10 protein-coding genes are annotated in these 15,727 nt (G+C 39.8%); 4 read left to right on the forward strand and 6 right to left on the reverse strand.

What is annotated here, in order from left to right; genetic code table 11:
• From RFW85_RS12510 to RFW85_RS12520, 3 genes are all read left to right on the forward strand, one after another.
• The coding region (locus RFW85_RS12510; RefSeq protein WP_309171585.1) for a BapA/Bap/LapF family large adhesin at positions 1–4,728 on the forward strand (4,728 nt) is incomplete at its 5' end.
• Positions 4,729–4,871: 143 nt separating this feature from the next.
• Positions 4,872–6,527, forward strand: a complete 1,656-nt coding sequence (locus RFW85_RS12515; RefSeq protein ID WP_170249228.1) for a poly alpha-glucosyltransferase — start codon at positions 4,872–4,874, stop codon at positions 6,525–6,527.
• A complete protein-coding gene (locus RFW85_RS12520; protein WP_170249230.1) occupies positions 6,524–8,254 on the forward strand; it encodes a CapA family protein in 1,731 nt (576 codons plus the stop codon). Before RFW85_RS12515 ends, RFW85_RS12520 begins: the two co-directional genes overlap by 4 nt.
• Here the strand turns inward: RFW85_RS12520 and RFW85_RS12525 are convergent.
• Complete coding sequence (locus RFW85_RS12525) at positions 8,251–8,967, reverse strand: metalloprotease (protein ID WP_170249232.1); 717 nt, start codon at positions 8,965–8,967, stop codon at positions 8,251–8,253. The genes RFW85_RS12520 and RFW85_RS12525 overlap by 4 nt on opposite strands.
• Before the next feature lie 82 nt (positions 8,968–9,049).
• Here RFW85_RS12525 and RFW85_RS12530 point away from each other — a divergent pair, with 82 nt between their 5' ends.
• Positions 9,050–9,379 carry an MGMT family protein gene (locus tag RFW85_RS12530; protein ID WP_170249327.1) on the forward strand — a complete coding sequence of 110 codons (330 nt, stop codon included), beginning with the start codon at positions 9,050–9,052 and terminating at the stop codon, positions 9,377–9,379.
• 73 nt (positions 9,380–9,452) lie between these two features.
• Here RFW85_RS12530 and RFW85_RS12535 read toward each other — a convergent pair whose 3' ends face one another.
• From RFW85_RS12535 to carA, 5 genes are all read right to left on the reverse strand, one after another.
• The gene (locus tag RFW85_RS12535) at positions 9,453–9,890 is read right to left on the reverse strand and encodes a universal stress protein (RefSeq protein WP_170249234.1); all 438 of its coding nucleotides are present in this window, start codon (positions 9,888–9,890) and stop codon (positions 9,453–9,455) included.
• Between the two features lie 121 nt (positions 9,891–10,011).
• Entirely contained in the window at positions 10,012–10,644 is a 633-nt protein-coding gene (locus RFW85_RS12540; protein WP_170249235.1) for a CatB-related O-acetyltransferase, read from the reverse strand.
• A gap of 75 nt (positions 10,645–10,719) precedes the next feature.
• Positions 10,720–11,196 carry a transcription elongation factor GreA gene (greA, locus tag RFW85_RS12545; protein ID WP_002115570.1) on the reverse strand — a complete coding sequence of 159 codons (477 nt, stop codon included), beginning with the start codon at positions 11,194–11,196 and terminating at the stop codon, positions 10,720–10,722.
• 88 nt (positions 11,197–11,284) lie between these two features.
• A complete protein-coding gene (carB, locus tag RFW85_RS12550) occupies positions 11,285–14,515 on the reverse strand; it encodes a carbamoyl-phosphate synthase large subunit (protein ID WP_068930225.1) in 3,231 nt (1,076 codons plus the stop codon).
• 14 nt (positions 14,516–14,529) lie between these two features.
• The gene (gene carA / locus RFW85_RS12555) at positions 14,530–15,669 is read right to left on the reverse strand and encodes a glutamine-hydrolyzing carbamoyl-phosphate synthase small subunit (RefSeq protein WP_016146221.1); all 1,140 of its coding nucleotides are present in this window, start codon (positions 15,667–15,669) and stop codon (positions 14,530–14,532) included.
• Positions 15,670–15,727 lie beyond the last annotated feature (58 nt).

A 15,727-nucleotide genomic window follows, 5' to 3' on the forward strand; every position in this document is an offset into this window, starting at 1 on the left:
GGCTTTGATGCAAGTGACATCACGGTTGTAGGCGGTACATTGACTGGCTTGACTACGACTGACAACATCACCTGGACAGCGGTGTTCACACCGGATGGCACAGGCACAGCACCAAGCATTGCGGTGGCTGATGGTAGCTACACAGACGTCTTGGGCAACTTGGGTACAGGCGATGTACTTGACGGTACAGACGGTTTCGTTGTAGACATTGTTCCACCAACACTTGCAATTACTACTGATGATCTAGCTCTTGCAGCAGGTGAAACTGCGAATATTAGCTTCACATTCAGTGAAGCAGTTGCAGGCTTTGATGCGACAGACATCGCGGTAGTGGGCGGTACCTTGACTGGCCTGACTACGACGGACAACATCACCTGGACAGCGGTGTTTACACCAGATGGCACAGGCACAGCACCAAGCATTAGTGTTGCTGATAATACTTACACAGACCTTGCAGGTAACTTAGGTACAGGTGATGTACTTGATGGTACAGATGGTTTCGTTGTAGACATTGTTCCACCAACACTTGCAATTACTACTGATGATCTAGCTCTTGCAGCAGGTGAAACTGCGAATATTAGCTTCACATTCAGTGAGGCAGTTACAGGCTTTGATGCAAGTGACATCACACTTATTGGTGGTACATTGAGTGCGTTGGTTACAACTGACAATATCGCTTGGACAGCGGTGTTCACACCTGATGGTACAGGCACAGCACCAAGCATTAGTGTTGCTGATAGTACATATACAGACCTTGCTGGTAACTTGGGTACAGGCGATGTGCTTGACGGTACAGATGGCTTTATCGTTGACCTGGTTGCACCAGTGGTTGGTTTCACAGATGTAACTACTAATGATGACACACCTCCATTGACTGGTACGATCGATGATCCGACAGCAACCGTGGTGGTGAACGTAGATGGTGTGGATTACCCAGCGACCAACAATGGTGACGGTACCTGGACCCTTGCAGATAATACTTTGCCAACACTCGCAGATGGTCCGCACACTGTAAGTGTAACGGCAACAGACCCTGCAGGTAATGTATCGATTCCGGCAACTGGTACGGTAACGATTAGTTCTTCTAGTATCTTGGCCTTTGATAACACTGATACAGCCGTACTTGCTCCTCAACCATTGCTTGTACAAGATGATGCCCCGTTAGGTAGCGAAACTTACCTAGCCTTGGTTTCACTTGCTGGACTTGATTTACAACTTGGTTCTGAAGCAATTGATTTTACAGTAGGCGCTGGTCAAGAAGGCAACGCGACATTTACCTATAGTGCATTGCTTGGTGCAGATGTTTTATCCGATTACTCATTGGTACTACAAAAACTAGACCCAATAACTGGTAATTGGACTTCTGTTTACGGTGGTGGTGAAGCTGATATTCTAGATTTAACTCTACTAGGTGGAACTCCAAGTGTAGTTATTGATGGATTAGAAGAAGGTCAATACCGTGCATTCATGACTTATAACGGTCTTCTAGGCATCGGTTTACTTGGTACCTTAACAGGGTCAATGGATGTCTATGATACGACACAAGTAGGTGGATACTACACTGAAGTTGCCGATGGTAATGTGATTACTGATATTAATACCAGTGGTGAAATAGATATCGTAACTCCTACAACAGTAGTTACAGCGGTAAATGGTCAGCCTGTTACAGCGGCAGATACTGTGATTAACGGCTTGTACGGTACTCTGTTAATCGATCCAGACGGTACATATACTTACACTCCTAACTTAGATTCCGCCGGAGTTGGTCAAACAGATGTATTTGTCTACACATTAACTGATCCTTTAACTGGTGATACAGCTCAAGCAAATCTCAATATCCAATTGAGCTCTGTGAAAGCGGTGGATAATGTTGTAACCGCAGAAATTAACCCAGAGCCGTTGCTTGTTGCAGATGATGTAGCTCTTGGAGATGCATCTTACCTTGTAGCTGTATCGTTAGCTGGTCTGGATTTACAATTACTCGCTGATGAAGCAATTGAATTTACTGTTGATCCGAACCGTGAAGGTACAGCAACATTCACATTTGATGCCATAATCACAGCAGATTTACTCAGCGATTATGCGATTGTTGTTCAGAAATTTGATGAAGCAACAGGTGAATGGGTATCGATTGGTGGTACTAACCCAGAAGCATCACTCATTGATCTATCACTTATCGGTGGTACGCCAACAGCTGTTCTTGAAGGATTGGATGCTGGTCAGTACCGTGCATTCATTGGATATGAAGGTTTAGTCGGTGTAGGTTTAGGCGGAACATTAACTGGTACGATGGATGTCTATAATCCATACATCGTGGCAGGTTACTCTGTTGAACCGATCTCTGGTAATGTCATCAAAGATGCAGGTCTCACTGGTGAAGTTGATGCAGCAAGCAGCAGTGCTGTGATTTCTCAAGTGAATGGTGTTGCGGTTGATCCAGTTGCTGGTGCAACAATCACTGGTGCATACGGTACATTGGTGATCGACCAAGATGGTAACTACACTTATACCCCAACTGTAGACGGAGCAAACTTAGGTCAGGTAGATCAATTTACCTACACCTTGCTTGATCCTGTAACAGGTAACACTTCTGAGGCAACACTTTATGTTCGTCTCGATAGTGACAGTGTAGATATGACTTGGAACGATGCAGATCCATCTCAACCAGCTGTAATTACTAGCCCGCTTCCAGTAGATGCAATGGATAACGTTGCTTCAGCTGAAATAGACATGGTGTATCCAGTAACAACTGAGGTACTTGATAATGCGATCAGCTATAACTGGTTACTCGGTGTAGGTGGAATTGTTATCGGTTCTAGAGAAGGTACAGCGACATTTACAGTTGATCCAGGTAATCTGACTGACGCCATCATTGCAGTGAACTTTGGTTCGGTTGCTACGGTTGTCGACGGTTTACATGTGGTATTAACACGAGTAAATCCAGATGGCACTCGTACTGTAGTTGCGGATAGTTCTGATACTGGCGTAATTGACTTGTTAGGTATCTTTGGTTCTGAAGTTCAATTCAAGATTGATAACTTAAGTGCCGGTACTTATGAGTTGTTCATGGAAAGCAACACATTACTTACAGCTCTAGGTAGTGTTACTGCGGATATCACACTAAATCATGGTGATATTACTCAACCACCTGTACTGGTCGTTGACCCTGTAACTGGTAATGTACTCGCTGATGATAACTCTACTGTTTACGGTACAAACTATGTGCCAGACTACATTACGACAACTTCAGTAGTAACTACAGTTACAGCTGAAAATGGTAATACAGAGGCAGTTGTAGTAGGTACTCCGACAACGATCGTAGGTGCATATGGCAGCTTGATAATCAATTCAGACGGCAGCTATAGCTATCAGGCAACTGCAGATATGGCGAATGTAGGTAAAGTTGATAGCTTCACTTACACGGTCACAGACCCAGTGACTGGCAGAACTGATACAGCTACATTACATGTTCAAGTTGGTTCGCCAGATGTTGATGTAACTTGGAATACAGCAGATCCTTCGGCAGATGCAACGCTTCCAACACCTTCTGCAACAGCTGATACTGACGATGCAACAATCAGTATGTCACCAGTGGTAGATCCACTTGTGGATGTGGTAAGTGGTAATGTGACCATCGGTAACTTGGTTGGTTTCCCAATTCCACTTCCTGTACTCAGCAGTACGGTAACATCGGATCAATTTGTGATTGCTGCTAATACAGTAAGCGATGTACATGTACAGTTGAACTACACTGCATCATTAAGCTTGTCTGCTTTCCCAACAACTGGATATACAATTCAGCAGTTCGTAGGTGGAACATGGGTTGATACAGCATATTCAGGTTCTGCAACTGCCTTGGCAGGTGTACTCGGTGCTCCGGCATTCTCGGCAGATGTACCACATTTGACGGCAGGTACTTATCGAGTTGTATTCAGTTTATCAAGTGTGCTTTCACTAGGTGTGGTAACTCTAGACTCTGTAGTGACAACTACAGCGACTCATCTAGACCAATATACACCAGATGGTCAAACAGACTGGATTACTGGCAACGTACTTACTAACGATGTCGTAGAAGGTACTCAGCTCTATGTACTGAACTCAACAACTGGCACATATGAGCTAGCTGCTGGTCAAGGAGTGAATACGGGTGAAGGCACATTGTATCTATACAATGATGGCTCTTACTTCTACAAACCATTAGACAGTGCTGCAAATGCGACTGTTGATGTGATTGATTACAAGTTGGTTTCAGTGATCGATGGTAGTGAATATGCCTCTACATTGACGATTAACTTGAGTCAAGAGTTGAATAGCCTTGCGGTAAGTACTGCGGCAAATGATACATTTGCTCTCGGTAATGGCTCTGATACCTTGATCTACAACACATTAACAGCTGCAAGTGTCACTGACGCAACTGGCGGTAACACAACAGGTGGTGGTGTAGATGTATGGACTGACTTCCATGTAGGTGATACTGCAACAGATGATCAAGCTGATAAGATTGACTTAAGTAACTTGTTAATTGGTTCTCAAACTAACTTAACAATCGGTCAATATGTGACAGTAAGTTATGATGCTGGTACTCAAACTGCGACAATCAGCGTAGACCGTGATGGCGGATTACTCATCGAAGGTACTTACACTGAAACGCCATTGCTTCAATTGACTAACCTTACAGGTCCTGTGACATTGAATGACTTGATCAATAATGGTCAAATCATTTTCTAAACTGACAAGTGACTTATAAAAAAGGGCCTTCGGGCTCTTTTTTTATGTTTAAACAATACGTTCACTTAGCGTTTCACATGTTCATGTTATGATGTATTGAAAACTTTATAGAACAACAAATAACGGATAGGGACTGATTTCGAGTGACGGCTTTTTTAAACTTCCAAAGACAACTGAACCTTTGGTTAGAACATATCGCTCCACATGCTTCCGCTTTTCAGGATGAAACAATTTTATTTATATCTTATGGGCCTAAAGACCAAAGATGTAACGTATGGCACAGTAAAAAGACAAGCTTTTCACAAGCAAAAAAAGAATTATTAGCTTTCATTAATGAACAGTTTGCACATGAGTCACTTGTTGATTATATAAAAATTGATGTTGCATATAATTTAACGAAGCAAACTTGGAAAGTAGTAGAGCAGCAGGTCCATCATCAATTTCACAACAACCACTACCGTAAAGGTATTGGGTTTGATGAACAATGTTCAGTAGCTTTTCTTGAGCAAGAGATTTATGGAAAAGCAATTATTCGAGGTTTGAGTTATGACAAACCCAACTTTTTTGATGAAACAAATCTGAATTACGCAATTAAGCAAAAATATAGCGCGACTAAACCACAGATTAAACTACAACAGCTACAAGGCATTTGGACTTTTGATACTTACGCAGCATTTTATGAAAATGGGCAATTGATTAATTTAGCGAGCGGTTATGATGCAAATGGTATTAGGGCGATTTCGAGCAATAAGAAACAGCATTTTCAGTCGTTAATTGAAAAAAATTCGGCATTTTTGCATGATCAAATTCAAGAAAATGGCAAATTTATCTATGGCTATTTTTCTGCCTATGATCGCAATATTCGTAACTACAATACTGTACGCCACTGTACTTCAGTGTATGCATTGCTAGAAACATTTGAAGTGCAGAGTAAGCCAGAATATTGGCCCAAAATACATGCTGCTATTCAATATGCACTGACCAACTTTTATAAAGAAAAAGACTCAGAAACTGCTTTTATGATTGATGGTAAAGAAGGGGAGTTTGAAATTAAATTAGGAGCCAATGCGGCAGCTATTTTAATGCTAACAAAATATCAAGAAATTACTCAAAAAACTGATTATCAAAAATATGCAGAGAAACTCGCAAATGGTATTTTAAAGCTAGTAGATTTAAATGGATCAACGACTCATGTATTAAATTATCCAGATTATGATTTAAAAGAAAAATTTAGAATTATTTATTATGATGGAGAAGCTGCTTTAGCTTTATTACGTTTATACCAAATTAACCAAGATTCTAGATTATTAGAAACGGTTAAGTTAATGTTTGAATGTTTTATTGAAAAGAGATATGAAAAATATCATGATCATTGGTTAAGTTATTGTACCAATGAACTCACTAAAATATGCCCAGAAGAAAAATATTTTATTTTTGGTTTAAATAATTACTTAAAACATTTTATTTTTATTAAAAATCGAAAAACCACATATGCAACTTTGTTAGAGATGTTAATGGCTGCTTATAAAATGGTGAACCGTTTAAAAGAGCAGGGGCGCACAGCACTTTTTGAGCAATCTTATATGTCTGAGCTTCAAAAACTAATTGAGTTTAGAGCAGATTTTCAAACTACAGGATTTTTTTATCCGGAAATGGCGATGTATATGGCACGCCCCGATAAAATTTTACATGCGTTTTATATTCGTCATGACCGTTTTCGAGTAAGGATTGATGACCAAGAGCATAACTTATCGGGTTACATCGCTTACGTTAAAGATTACCAAGGTGATGAGCCATGAAATATCAACCCGTTGAGATCAAATTATTAGCACATGTTGATACTACAAGTTTTGATGAAACTTTATGGCAATTCGAATTTGATGATGATATTTCAACGCTCTTACTCATCGACTATGCATTAGAGCAATTTCAGCAAAACAATATACAGGCTCAAGATGTCTATGCCGTGCCTGAATATCTATCTGAGCAAGTAGGTCAGCACAATCTAGGCTTAAAGCCTTCTGAAAATTACACCTTTACTGAGCTATTACAGTTCTTAATTTTTACCCAAGCAGCAGATGTAAAACATGCTTTAAGCAATATGCTTTGCGGTACAAGTGAAAAAGCACATTTAATTTTGTCCGAAAGAGCTGATGTCTATCACTTAAATTTAAAAAAAGAGGGTAAACGAAATCAGCTAAAACATTTGTTTTTATTAGTCAAAAATATTTATACCTATCCAGCTGAAATCAGAAATCTGTTCTTTGTAAAGGAGCTAAATTTTAAGGGTAAGGCCTATCATCCCCAGACGCCATTAATGGCTCAATCAGTCGTAACGGTCTTATACCTCTCTAATTCGTTTCGAGAAATTTATCTCACGTTCTTTGAAGAAAACCAGACCATCGGTTTCTTTTCATTTTTAGATGATATTCATCGAATTGAACATTTGGTTCCTTACTATCACTGCTTTCAAGAGCAGAACGTAAAACCTAAAGTTTGCTCTACTCAAAGTGGCATGATCAACATTTTGGGAGATACTTATTTTGGGGAGATCTATACAGAAAGGCGTAAGTCTAAGGGGCAAAAAGATGCCCTACAACAATATGGGTACAGCTATTCATTCGAAAAAATAAAAGCCTTTTTAGGTGAAAATGACTTAAATATTGCTAACTTTGAAGCAGTATTTTCTTTAGAATATCAATCACCATTAGCGCGTAAAAAGCCGTTTATTCTTAAAGCTGAGGCTGAAAAAACATTAGCAGAATTTAAGAATATTCACCTTAACCATGTTGTGTTGGCAAATAATCATCTAAAAGATTATGGAAATCGAGGATTAGCTTATACATTACAACAATTTGATCAGGCCAAAATTTCTTATATCGGTGCAGGATTGAATCAAAAAGATGCTCATAGCTACTTTGAAATCATGTTTAATAACAAGCACTACGCTATTTTTAATGGCTATTGGCACAGAGATACAGCCTATTTAGATTATGATTTTTACGCTTTAGCGCACAAGAGTGGAGTGGCTTGTCTAAATGGAGTTTTAATTGAACAAATAAGTCGTTATAAGTTGGCTCATCCTCACCATAAAGTCATCGTTATTTGTCATTGGGGTGTTGATTTTAAACCTATTACAAAAGAACAAACTAAACTCGCCAATATTTTAACCCAAGCTGGGGCTGACCTTGTGATTGGGCATGGTGCGCATACTGTTCAACCCATTCAATCCATTCATCAAAAGCCAATAGTATTTGGTATTGGTAATGCAGTTTTTAATAGTAATGGTGAGTATGCAGAGCACAATGCTCTACCATATGGATGTATAGCACGGCTAGATTTGTCAAAAGATCGACTGCGTTTATATCCGATCTATACCAATAATTTGAAAACATTTTGGCAGCCGTATCCAGTCGATGCTGAAGATTTCTTAAAGGCGAGTACTTACATGACATCTTTACTGACCTCTGAAAATTACATCGCTACCCAAGATAACTTAGGAGCATATATTGAAATTAAATTTTAGGGATATTGTTTGTACGTTGATAAAATCGTTTGAAGTTGTACAGGTGTAAAACCTAAATTCCTTAATCCACCACTACCACGTTTACATTCAGCACTTGCCATAATATTCGTTGGAGTCCGTTTTGTAGCATTCGGTGCGCAAACATGTTTTAGACCAAATGCATGCCCCATTTCATGAACGCTTCCTGCCTGAATATTATAATTTAAACGATTCCAGTCTAATAAAATAAAAGGTTTGCCATTATTACGAAAAGTTCTACTTGTTACATCTTCAAATTTCCATTTGGTTGAATAGGCATCATAAATAAAAACAATAACTTCTTTACTTGCAGTTCGTTTCGGAAAACAGGTGTTTACACTGGCAGGAATTGTTTCAAGGGAAATAGGATAAGGCTGATTAATTTGCTGTTTAAGATCACATCGTAATTTAGAGAATTCTGTATATGGAATATAGCGGTTTAATTTGAACTTAAAGATTTTATTGTTTTTATCATCTACATAATATTTATTTAATATTTTAATCTCCTTACGCATTTGTTGCAGATTATCAAATTTCGTAGATTCAAGAGCGTTGGTGGTAAAAACAAAAGTGACTGGAACAATAGGGCGGTCATCTGTAGGGACTTTAGGTGCTTCTCCTAAAGGAAGAGGGGGACGTGTTGTACAAGACACGCAAAGTAAAGTCCCAGTAACTACCAGTAATGTTTTTTTCATGCAGATTTCCCTCAAGCCCACCTTGGATTGCATTTAGTTTTATTCAAAAAATTTTTATATGATATGAATTATGTCAATTTTTATGGAGTCCACTTTGACAACTCAGTATGAACTACATCGGCAAATTTTAGAAGTCATTGCTTTGATTCCTTACGGAAAAGTTGCAACGTATGGACAAGTGGCTCGTATGGCAGGTTTACCTAAACATGCGAGGTTAGTTGGCTATGTCCTTAAGCATCTTGAAGCAGATCATCAAGTCCCTTGGTATAGGGTTATTAATTCTCAAGGCAAAATTAGCCTAAGTAAATTTAATGAAAAGGGTGAAAATGTTCAACAGTTAAAGCTAGAAGCTGAAGGCGTCTATTTGTTAAATGGCAAAGTAAACTTAAAGCAATTTGCTTGGCAGCCTTAAATTGACTTAAGGGCTATTTATTTAAAAATAATTGCCTAAATCATTAAAATTAACAAGATAGGAAATATGGAAATTATCGAACAATTAAAACAGGAATATGACTTTCGCCTAAGACTTTTTGTGCAACGCTACCCAGCACCAGTTTTCGGACACCTGTACGACCATGTGAACCCATCACAATGAGATCAACATTTAAGTCTTGAGCAGCCTCAATAATTTCTTCATGCACTACAAAACCTTCCAATAACTTAGTTTCAACAGTAATACCTTCTTCGGCAAATTTTTGCTTTGCTTGTTCTAAAATGTCTAGTAAATAAGTTCGTGTGCGTTCAATCAAATCATTCGTTTGACCAGTTTTTACATAGACATCTGCAATAAACGGGTCAAGTGCCATAACTTGTACAACCGTAATTTTGCTATTTAGCGCTTTTCCAAGTTTGATCGCCTCTTTCATGGCGATCATAGAAGTTTCAGAACCGTCAATTGGTACAAGAATATGTTGATATAACATGAGTATCTTCCTTATTGTAATGATGCTTATTTATTAATACTTTATACTTATTTTTTGACGATTTAAATTCAAGCACGTAATCATTTGTGATTTTATAACAACAAATTTTGTAGATAAATTTTTATAAATTGCGCAAATTTTCTATATGTGTAGATAAAGCATCAATATCATCAGTTTGAAGATATTCACGTATTTTCAAAATTTGCTTCTCATCTAAACCATAAAGTTTTAAAGCAAGTAGTTTGTCGATTTGTTCTTGAGGAAAGCGATATTTAATAATTTTTGCAGGCACGCCACCTACAATTGCATAGGGAGGAACATCTTTAGTTACCACGGCTCCAGTGGCGACCACTGCGCCTTCACCTAGTTTGACACCTTGCATAATCATGGCACGGCTACCAACCCAGCAGCCATCAGCAATAATAGTATCGCCAGCCGCCAAAAAATTACGAGTATCAAAAGGAAAAGTTGAAATCCAGTCGGGTCTATGAAGCTGATTACCACCCATCATGATTACACACTCAGCGCCAAAACAAACAAAATTGCCAATATAAAGTTGGTCAATTGGTTTTTCTGGCGTTGAAGCTTTGTCATGTAAATAACGGACTACACAACGTTCAAAGCCTTGATCCCAATAAGCTGAATAATAAGAATAATTTCCTTTAATATGGATATTTGGATTTTTCACAGTTTTGGAAATAAACTCAAATTCACACCAATGACGAACAGGAGTGTTAATTAAAGGAGTATCCATAAGTATTTTTCCAAAAAGTATATCAACGCTTGAACTAAAAAACCCCTCTTTAAGAGGGGCTGTTTGTACATTATCTTAGAGATATTCTACACTTACAATTTCATATTCCACTTCGCCTTGAGGAGTAACGATTTTTACTTCATCACCTTCACTCTTGCTCAAAAGGCCACGTGCGATTGGTGAGTTCACTGAGATTTTATTGATTTTAAAGTCAGCTTCATCATCACCAACAATTTTATAAGTCTTGCGTTCTTCAGTATCAAGGTTTTCAATCGTTACCGTAACACCGAATACAACACGACCGTTTTGTTCTAAGTCTTTAACATCGATGACTTGTGAAGCACCCAATTTTCCTTCGATATCTTGGATGCGTCCTTCACAGAAACCTTGCTGTTCACGAGCAGCATGGTATTCTGCATTTTCTTTTAAGTCCCCATGTTCACGTGCTTCAGCAATTGCTTGAGTAATACGTGGACGTTCAACAGATTTCAGATGTTGTAATTCTTTCTCTAAGGCGATTTTACCTTCAGGGGTCATTGGATAACGTTGCATTTCGGTCCCTCTTAAGTTGAGAAAACACAGTTAAAAAAATGAAAAAATCCCGCCACCGATAAGGTGACGGGACTTATCGGTAAAAAAATTAACCTACAGTTAAATCTTGCAAGCGGTATACATCCATTGGCAATTTCACAGCAAAGGCTTGGCAAACAGCTTCTGCGCCATTGATAGTCGTTGTGTAATACACTTTGCCTTGTAGGGCAGCACGACGAATCATTGCAGAGTCATATTGAGCCTGTTTACCTTCAGTGGTATTGACAATAAGGTGTATTTCACCATTTTTCAAGCGGTCAACAATATGTGGACGACCTTCAGTAACTTTATTTACAGATTCGCATTCTAAACCTGCTTCTTTAAGCACTTGGTAAGTACCACCTGTTGCAACAAGCTTGAAGCCATATTCAACTAATTTCTTAGCGATATCAGCGATGTATTTCTTGTCAGATTCACGTACTGATAAGAAAGCATGTTTTACTTCGCCTTCAGTTGGTAAACCAGGTAAGCGTTCATTCGAGCCTAAAACAGCTTTATAGAATGCTTCACCAAATGTTTTACCTACGCCCATCACTTCACCTGTAGATTTCATCTCAGGTCCAAGCATAGGGTCTACGCCTTGGAATTTAGCGAATGGGAAAACGGCTTCCTTCACAGCAAAGTGAGTTGGAATGATTTCTTTAGTAAATCCTTGAGACTCAAGAGATTGACCTGCCATACAACGCGCAGCAACTTTCGCTAAAGAATCACCAATACACTTAGATACGAATGGAACTGTACGTGAAGCACGTGGGTTAACTTCTAGAACGTAAATATCGTCACCTTTTACAGCGAACTGAACGTTCATCAAGCCAACAACGCCAAGTTCTTTTGCCATCGCAATCGTTTGACGACGCATTTCATCCTGAATTTCTTTTGATAAAGAATAAGGAGGAATTGAACATGCAGAGTCACCTGAGTGAATACCAGCTTGTTCGATATGCTGCATGATACCGCCGATCACAACGTCTTTACCGTCAGATACACAGTCAACATCAACTTCAGTTGCATCATCTAGGAAACGGTCAAGAAGAACAGGGGCTTCATTAGATGCTTGAACTGCTTCACGAAGGTAACGTTTAAGTTCTTCTTCGTTATATACGATTTCCATTGCACGACCACCTAATACATAAGATGGGCGAACAACAAGCGGATAACCTACTTTTGCAGCTTCAGAGATACCTTCTTCAGCAGATTTTACAATGCTGTTGTTTGGTTGACGAAGCTGTAAACGTTGGATCATTTGTTGGAAACGTTCACGGTCTTCAGCACGGTCAATCGCATCTGGTGATGTACCGATAATTGGAGTACCTGCTTCTTCTAAAGCACGTGCCAATTTAAGTGGAGTTTGGCCACCATACTGTACGATTACGCCTTTAGGCTTCTCTGTACGTACGATTTCAAGTACATCTTCAAGTGTTACGGGCTCGAAGTATAGACGGTCAGATGTGTCATAGTCGGTAGAAACAGTTTCAGGGTTACAGTTCACCATGATTGTTTCGTAACCGTCTTCACGCATAGCTAATGCAGCGTGTACACAGCAGTAGTCAAATTCGATACCTTGACCAATACGGTTTGGACCACCACCAATCACCATGATCTTGTCACGGTTAGATGGGTTTGCTTCACATTCTTCATCGTAAGTTGAATACATGTATGCAGTACCAGATTCAAACTCTGCTGCACATGTATCAACGCGTTTGTAAACTGGATAAACACCCAAGTTCCAACGTTGTTTACGGAATTGCTTTTGTGAAATGCCCATAAGGTGAGCAATACGAAGGTCTGATAAACCTTTGCGCTTGAACGAACGGATGTTGTCAGCGTTTAAGTCACCAAAACCTAAAGTTTTCACTTGAGCTTCAGTTTTAACGATATCTTGAATTTGGATAAGGAACCAGCGGTCAATCTTAGTCGCTTCAAAAACTTCATCTAAAGAGAAACCGTGACGGAAAGCGTCAGCTACGTACCAGATACGCTCAGGACCCGGAACTTTAAGCTCTTTTAAAATAGTTTCTTTTGCATTTGCTGCACCAGCTTCGATTTTTTCATCAAAACCGCTTACACCAACTTCAAGACCACGTAATGCTTTTTGTACAGATTCTTGGAAGTTACGGCCAATAGCCATCACTTCACCAACAGATTTCATCTGAGTAGTAAGAACTGGTTCAGCTTGCGGGAATTTCTCGAAGTTAAAACGAGGAATCTTCGTTACAACATAGTCAATAGATGGTTCGAAGCTTGCAGGAGTCACGCCACCAGTGATGTCATTTTTCAATTCATCAAGGGTATAACCAACAGCAAGTTTTGCTGCGATTTTAGCAATCGGGAAACCTGTTGCCTTAGAAGCAAGCGCAGATGAACGAGATACACGAGGGTTCATCTCGATAACAACCATACGGCCGTCTTTCGGGTTAATACCGAACTGAACGTTAGAACCGCCTGTCTCAACACCAATTTCACGAAGAACTGCAACCGAAGCGTTACGCATCAATTGGTATTCTTTGTCAGTTAATGTTTGAGCTGGTGCTACAGTGATTGAGTCACCAGTGTGTACGCCCATTGGGTCAAAGTTTTCGATCGCACATACGATAATACAGTTGTCGTTTTTGTCACGAACAACTTCCATTTCATATTCTTTCCAACCAATTAAAGATTCATCAATCAATAGCTGGTGAGTAGGAGAGAGGTCAAAACCACGTTCACAAATCTCAAGGAATTCTTCGCGGTTATATGCGATACCACCACCCGAGCCACCCATTGTGAATGATGGACGGATAATTACCGGGAAACCAAAGCGTGACTGGATTTCTAAAGCTTCTTCCATTGTTTCAGCAATGGCAGCTTTTGGACATTCCAAGCCAATTTTACGCATAGCGATATCGAAGAGTTTACGGTCTTCCGCTTTCTCAATTGCGTCTTTAGTTGCACCAATTAATTCAACATTATATTTTTCAAGAACGCCGTGTTCATCAAGTGCAAGAGCACAGTTCAACGCAGTTTGGCCACCCATAGTTGGCAATACTGCATCTGGACGTTCTTTTTCAATAATCTGTGCAACTGTTTGCCAAGTAATTGGCTCAATATAAGTTGCATCAGCCATTGAAGGGTCTGTCATAATGGTTGCTGGGTTAGAGTTAACCAAAATAACACGGTAGCCTTCTTCACGAAGCGCTTTACACGCTTGAGCACCTGAGTAGTCAAACTCACATGCCTGACCAATCACAATCGGGCCAGCACCAATAATTAAGATGCTTTTAATATCCGTACGTTTAGGCATTATTCGCTCCTTAATTACTGTTTAGATGCTTCGATAAGTTCGATGAAGTGATCGAACAATGGGGCACAATCATGTGGACCTGGGCTTGCTTCAGGATGACCTTGGAAGCTGAAAGCTGGTTTGTCTGTACGATGAATCCCTTGTAAGGTGCCATCGAACAATGATTTATGCGTTGCTTTTAAGTTAGCTGGTAAAGTTTCAGCATCTACAGCGAAACCATGGTTTTGTGAAGTAATCATCACTGTACCATCTTCAAGATTTTGTACAGGGTGGTTAGCACCGTGGTGACCATGGTTCATTTTTACAGTTTTTGCACCAGAAGCGAGTGCCAAGATTTGGTGGCCTAAGCAGATACCAAATACAGGTAATGTTGTGGTTTCAACAATAGTTTTTACAGCTTCGATTGCATAATCACAAGCAGCTGGATCGCCAGGGCCATTTGAAAGGAATACGCCATCCGGATTAAGTGCCAATACTTTTTCAGCCGGAGTTTCTGCAGGTACAACGGTTAATTTGCAACCGCGGTCTGCAAGCATACGCAAGATGTTGGTTTTGACACCGTAATCGTATGCAACTACATGATATTTTAATTCAGGTTGAGAGAAGCCTTGGCCTAGAGTCCATGAACCTTCAGACCATTCAAAACCAGTTGGATCGCAACATTCTTTTGCAAGGTCTAAACCGTTTAAGCCACCAAAAGCGCGAGCTTTGGCAATTGCTTCTTCTTCAGTAATATTTTCGCCAGCAAGGATGCAACCATTTTGTGCACCTTTGTCACGCAAAATACGTGTTAATTTACGTGTATCAATATCCGCGATTGCAACAACATTGTGCGCTTGCAGATATTCACTCAATGACTGTTCAGCACGGAAGTTGCTGTGTAGTAGTGGAAGGTCACGAATAATTAAACCATTCGCCCATACTTTATGGATACGACCAGATTCAACGTCTTCCGCGTTGCAGCCAGTGTTTCCAATATGTGGGTAAGTTAATGTCACAATTTGTTGTGCATAACTTGGGTCAGTCAAAATTTCTTGATAGCCTGTCATGGCTGTGTTAAAAACGACTTCTCCAGTCGTACTTCCCGTTGCGCCGATTGACGTTCCTTTAAAGATCGTTCCATCTGCGAGGGCTAAAATGGCGGGGGTGCTCAAACCAAAGCTCCTGAATTTCGGCTGTAAAAAAGCGAGTAGACCCAAAAAAGATAGGCGA

This window comes from Acinetobacter sp. 12966 (genome assembly GCF_031196995.1).
Classification (GTDB): domain Bacteria; phylum Pseudomonadota; class Gammaproteobacteria; order Pseudomonadales; family Moraxellaceae; genus Acinetobacter; species Acinetobacter geminorum.

Coding starts and splice junctions, on each gene's coding strand:
- RFW85_RS12520 (WP_170249230.1), top strand. CDS start 6,524: ATGAAATATCAACCCGTTGAGATCAAATTATTAGCACATGTTGATACT.
- RFW85_RS12525 (WP_170249232.1), bottom strand. CDS start 8,967: ATGAAAAAAACATTACTGGTAGTTACTGGGACTTTACTTTGCGTGTCT.
- RFW85_RS12530 (WP_170249327.1), top strand. CDS start 9,050: ATGGAGTCCACTTTGACAACTCAGTATGAACTACATCGGCAAATTTTA.
- RFW85_RS12535 (WP_170249234.1), bottom strand. CDS start 9,890: ATGTTATATCAACATATTCTTGTACCAATTGACGGTTCTGAAACTTCT.
- RFW85_RS12540 (WP_170249235.1), bottom strand. CDS start 10,644: ATGGATACTCCTTTAATTAACACTCCTGTTCGTCATTGGTGTGAATTT.
- greA (WP_002115570.1), bottom strand. CDS start 11,196: ATGCAACGTTATCCAATGACCCCTGAAGGTAAAATCGCCTTAGAGAAA.
- carB (WP_068930225.1), bottom strand. CDS start 14,515: ATGCCTAAACGTACGGATATTAAAAGCATCTTAATTATTGGTGCTGGC.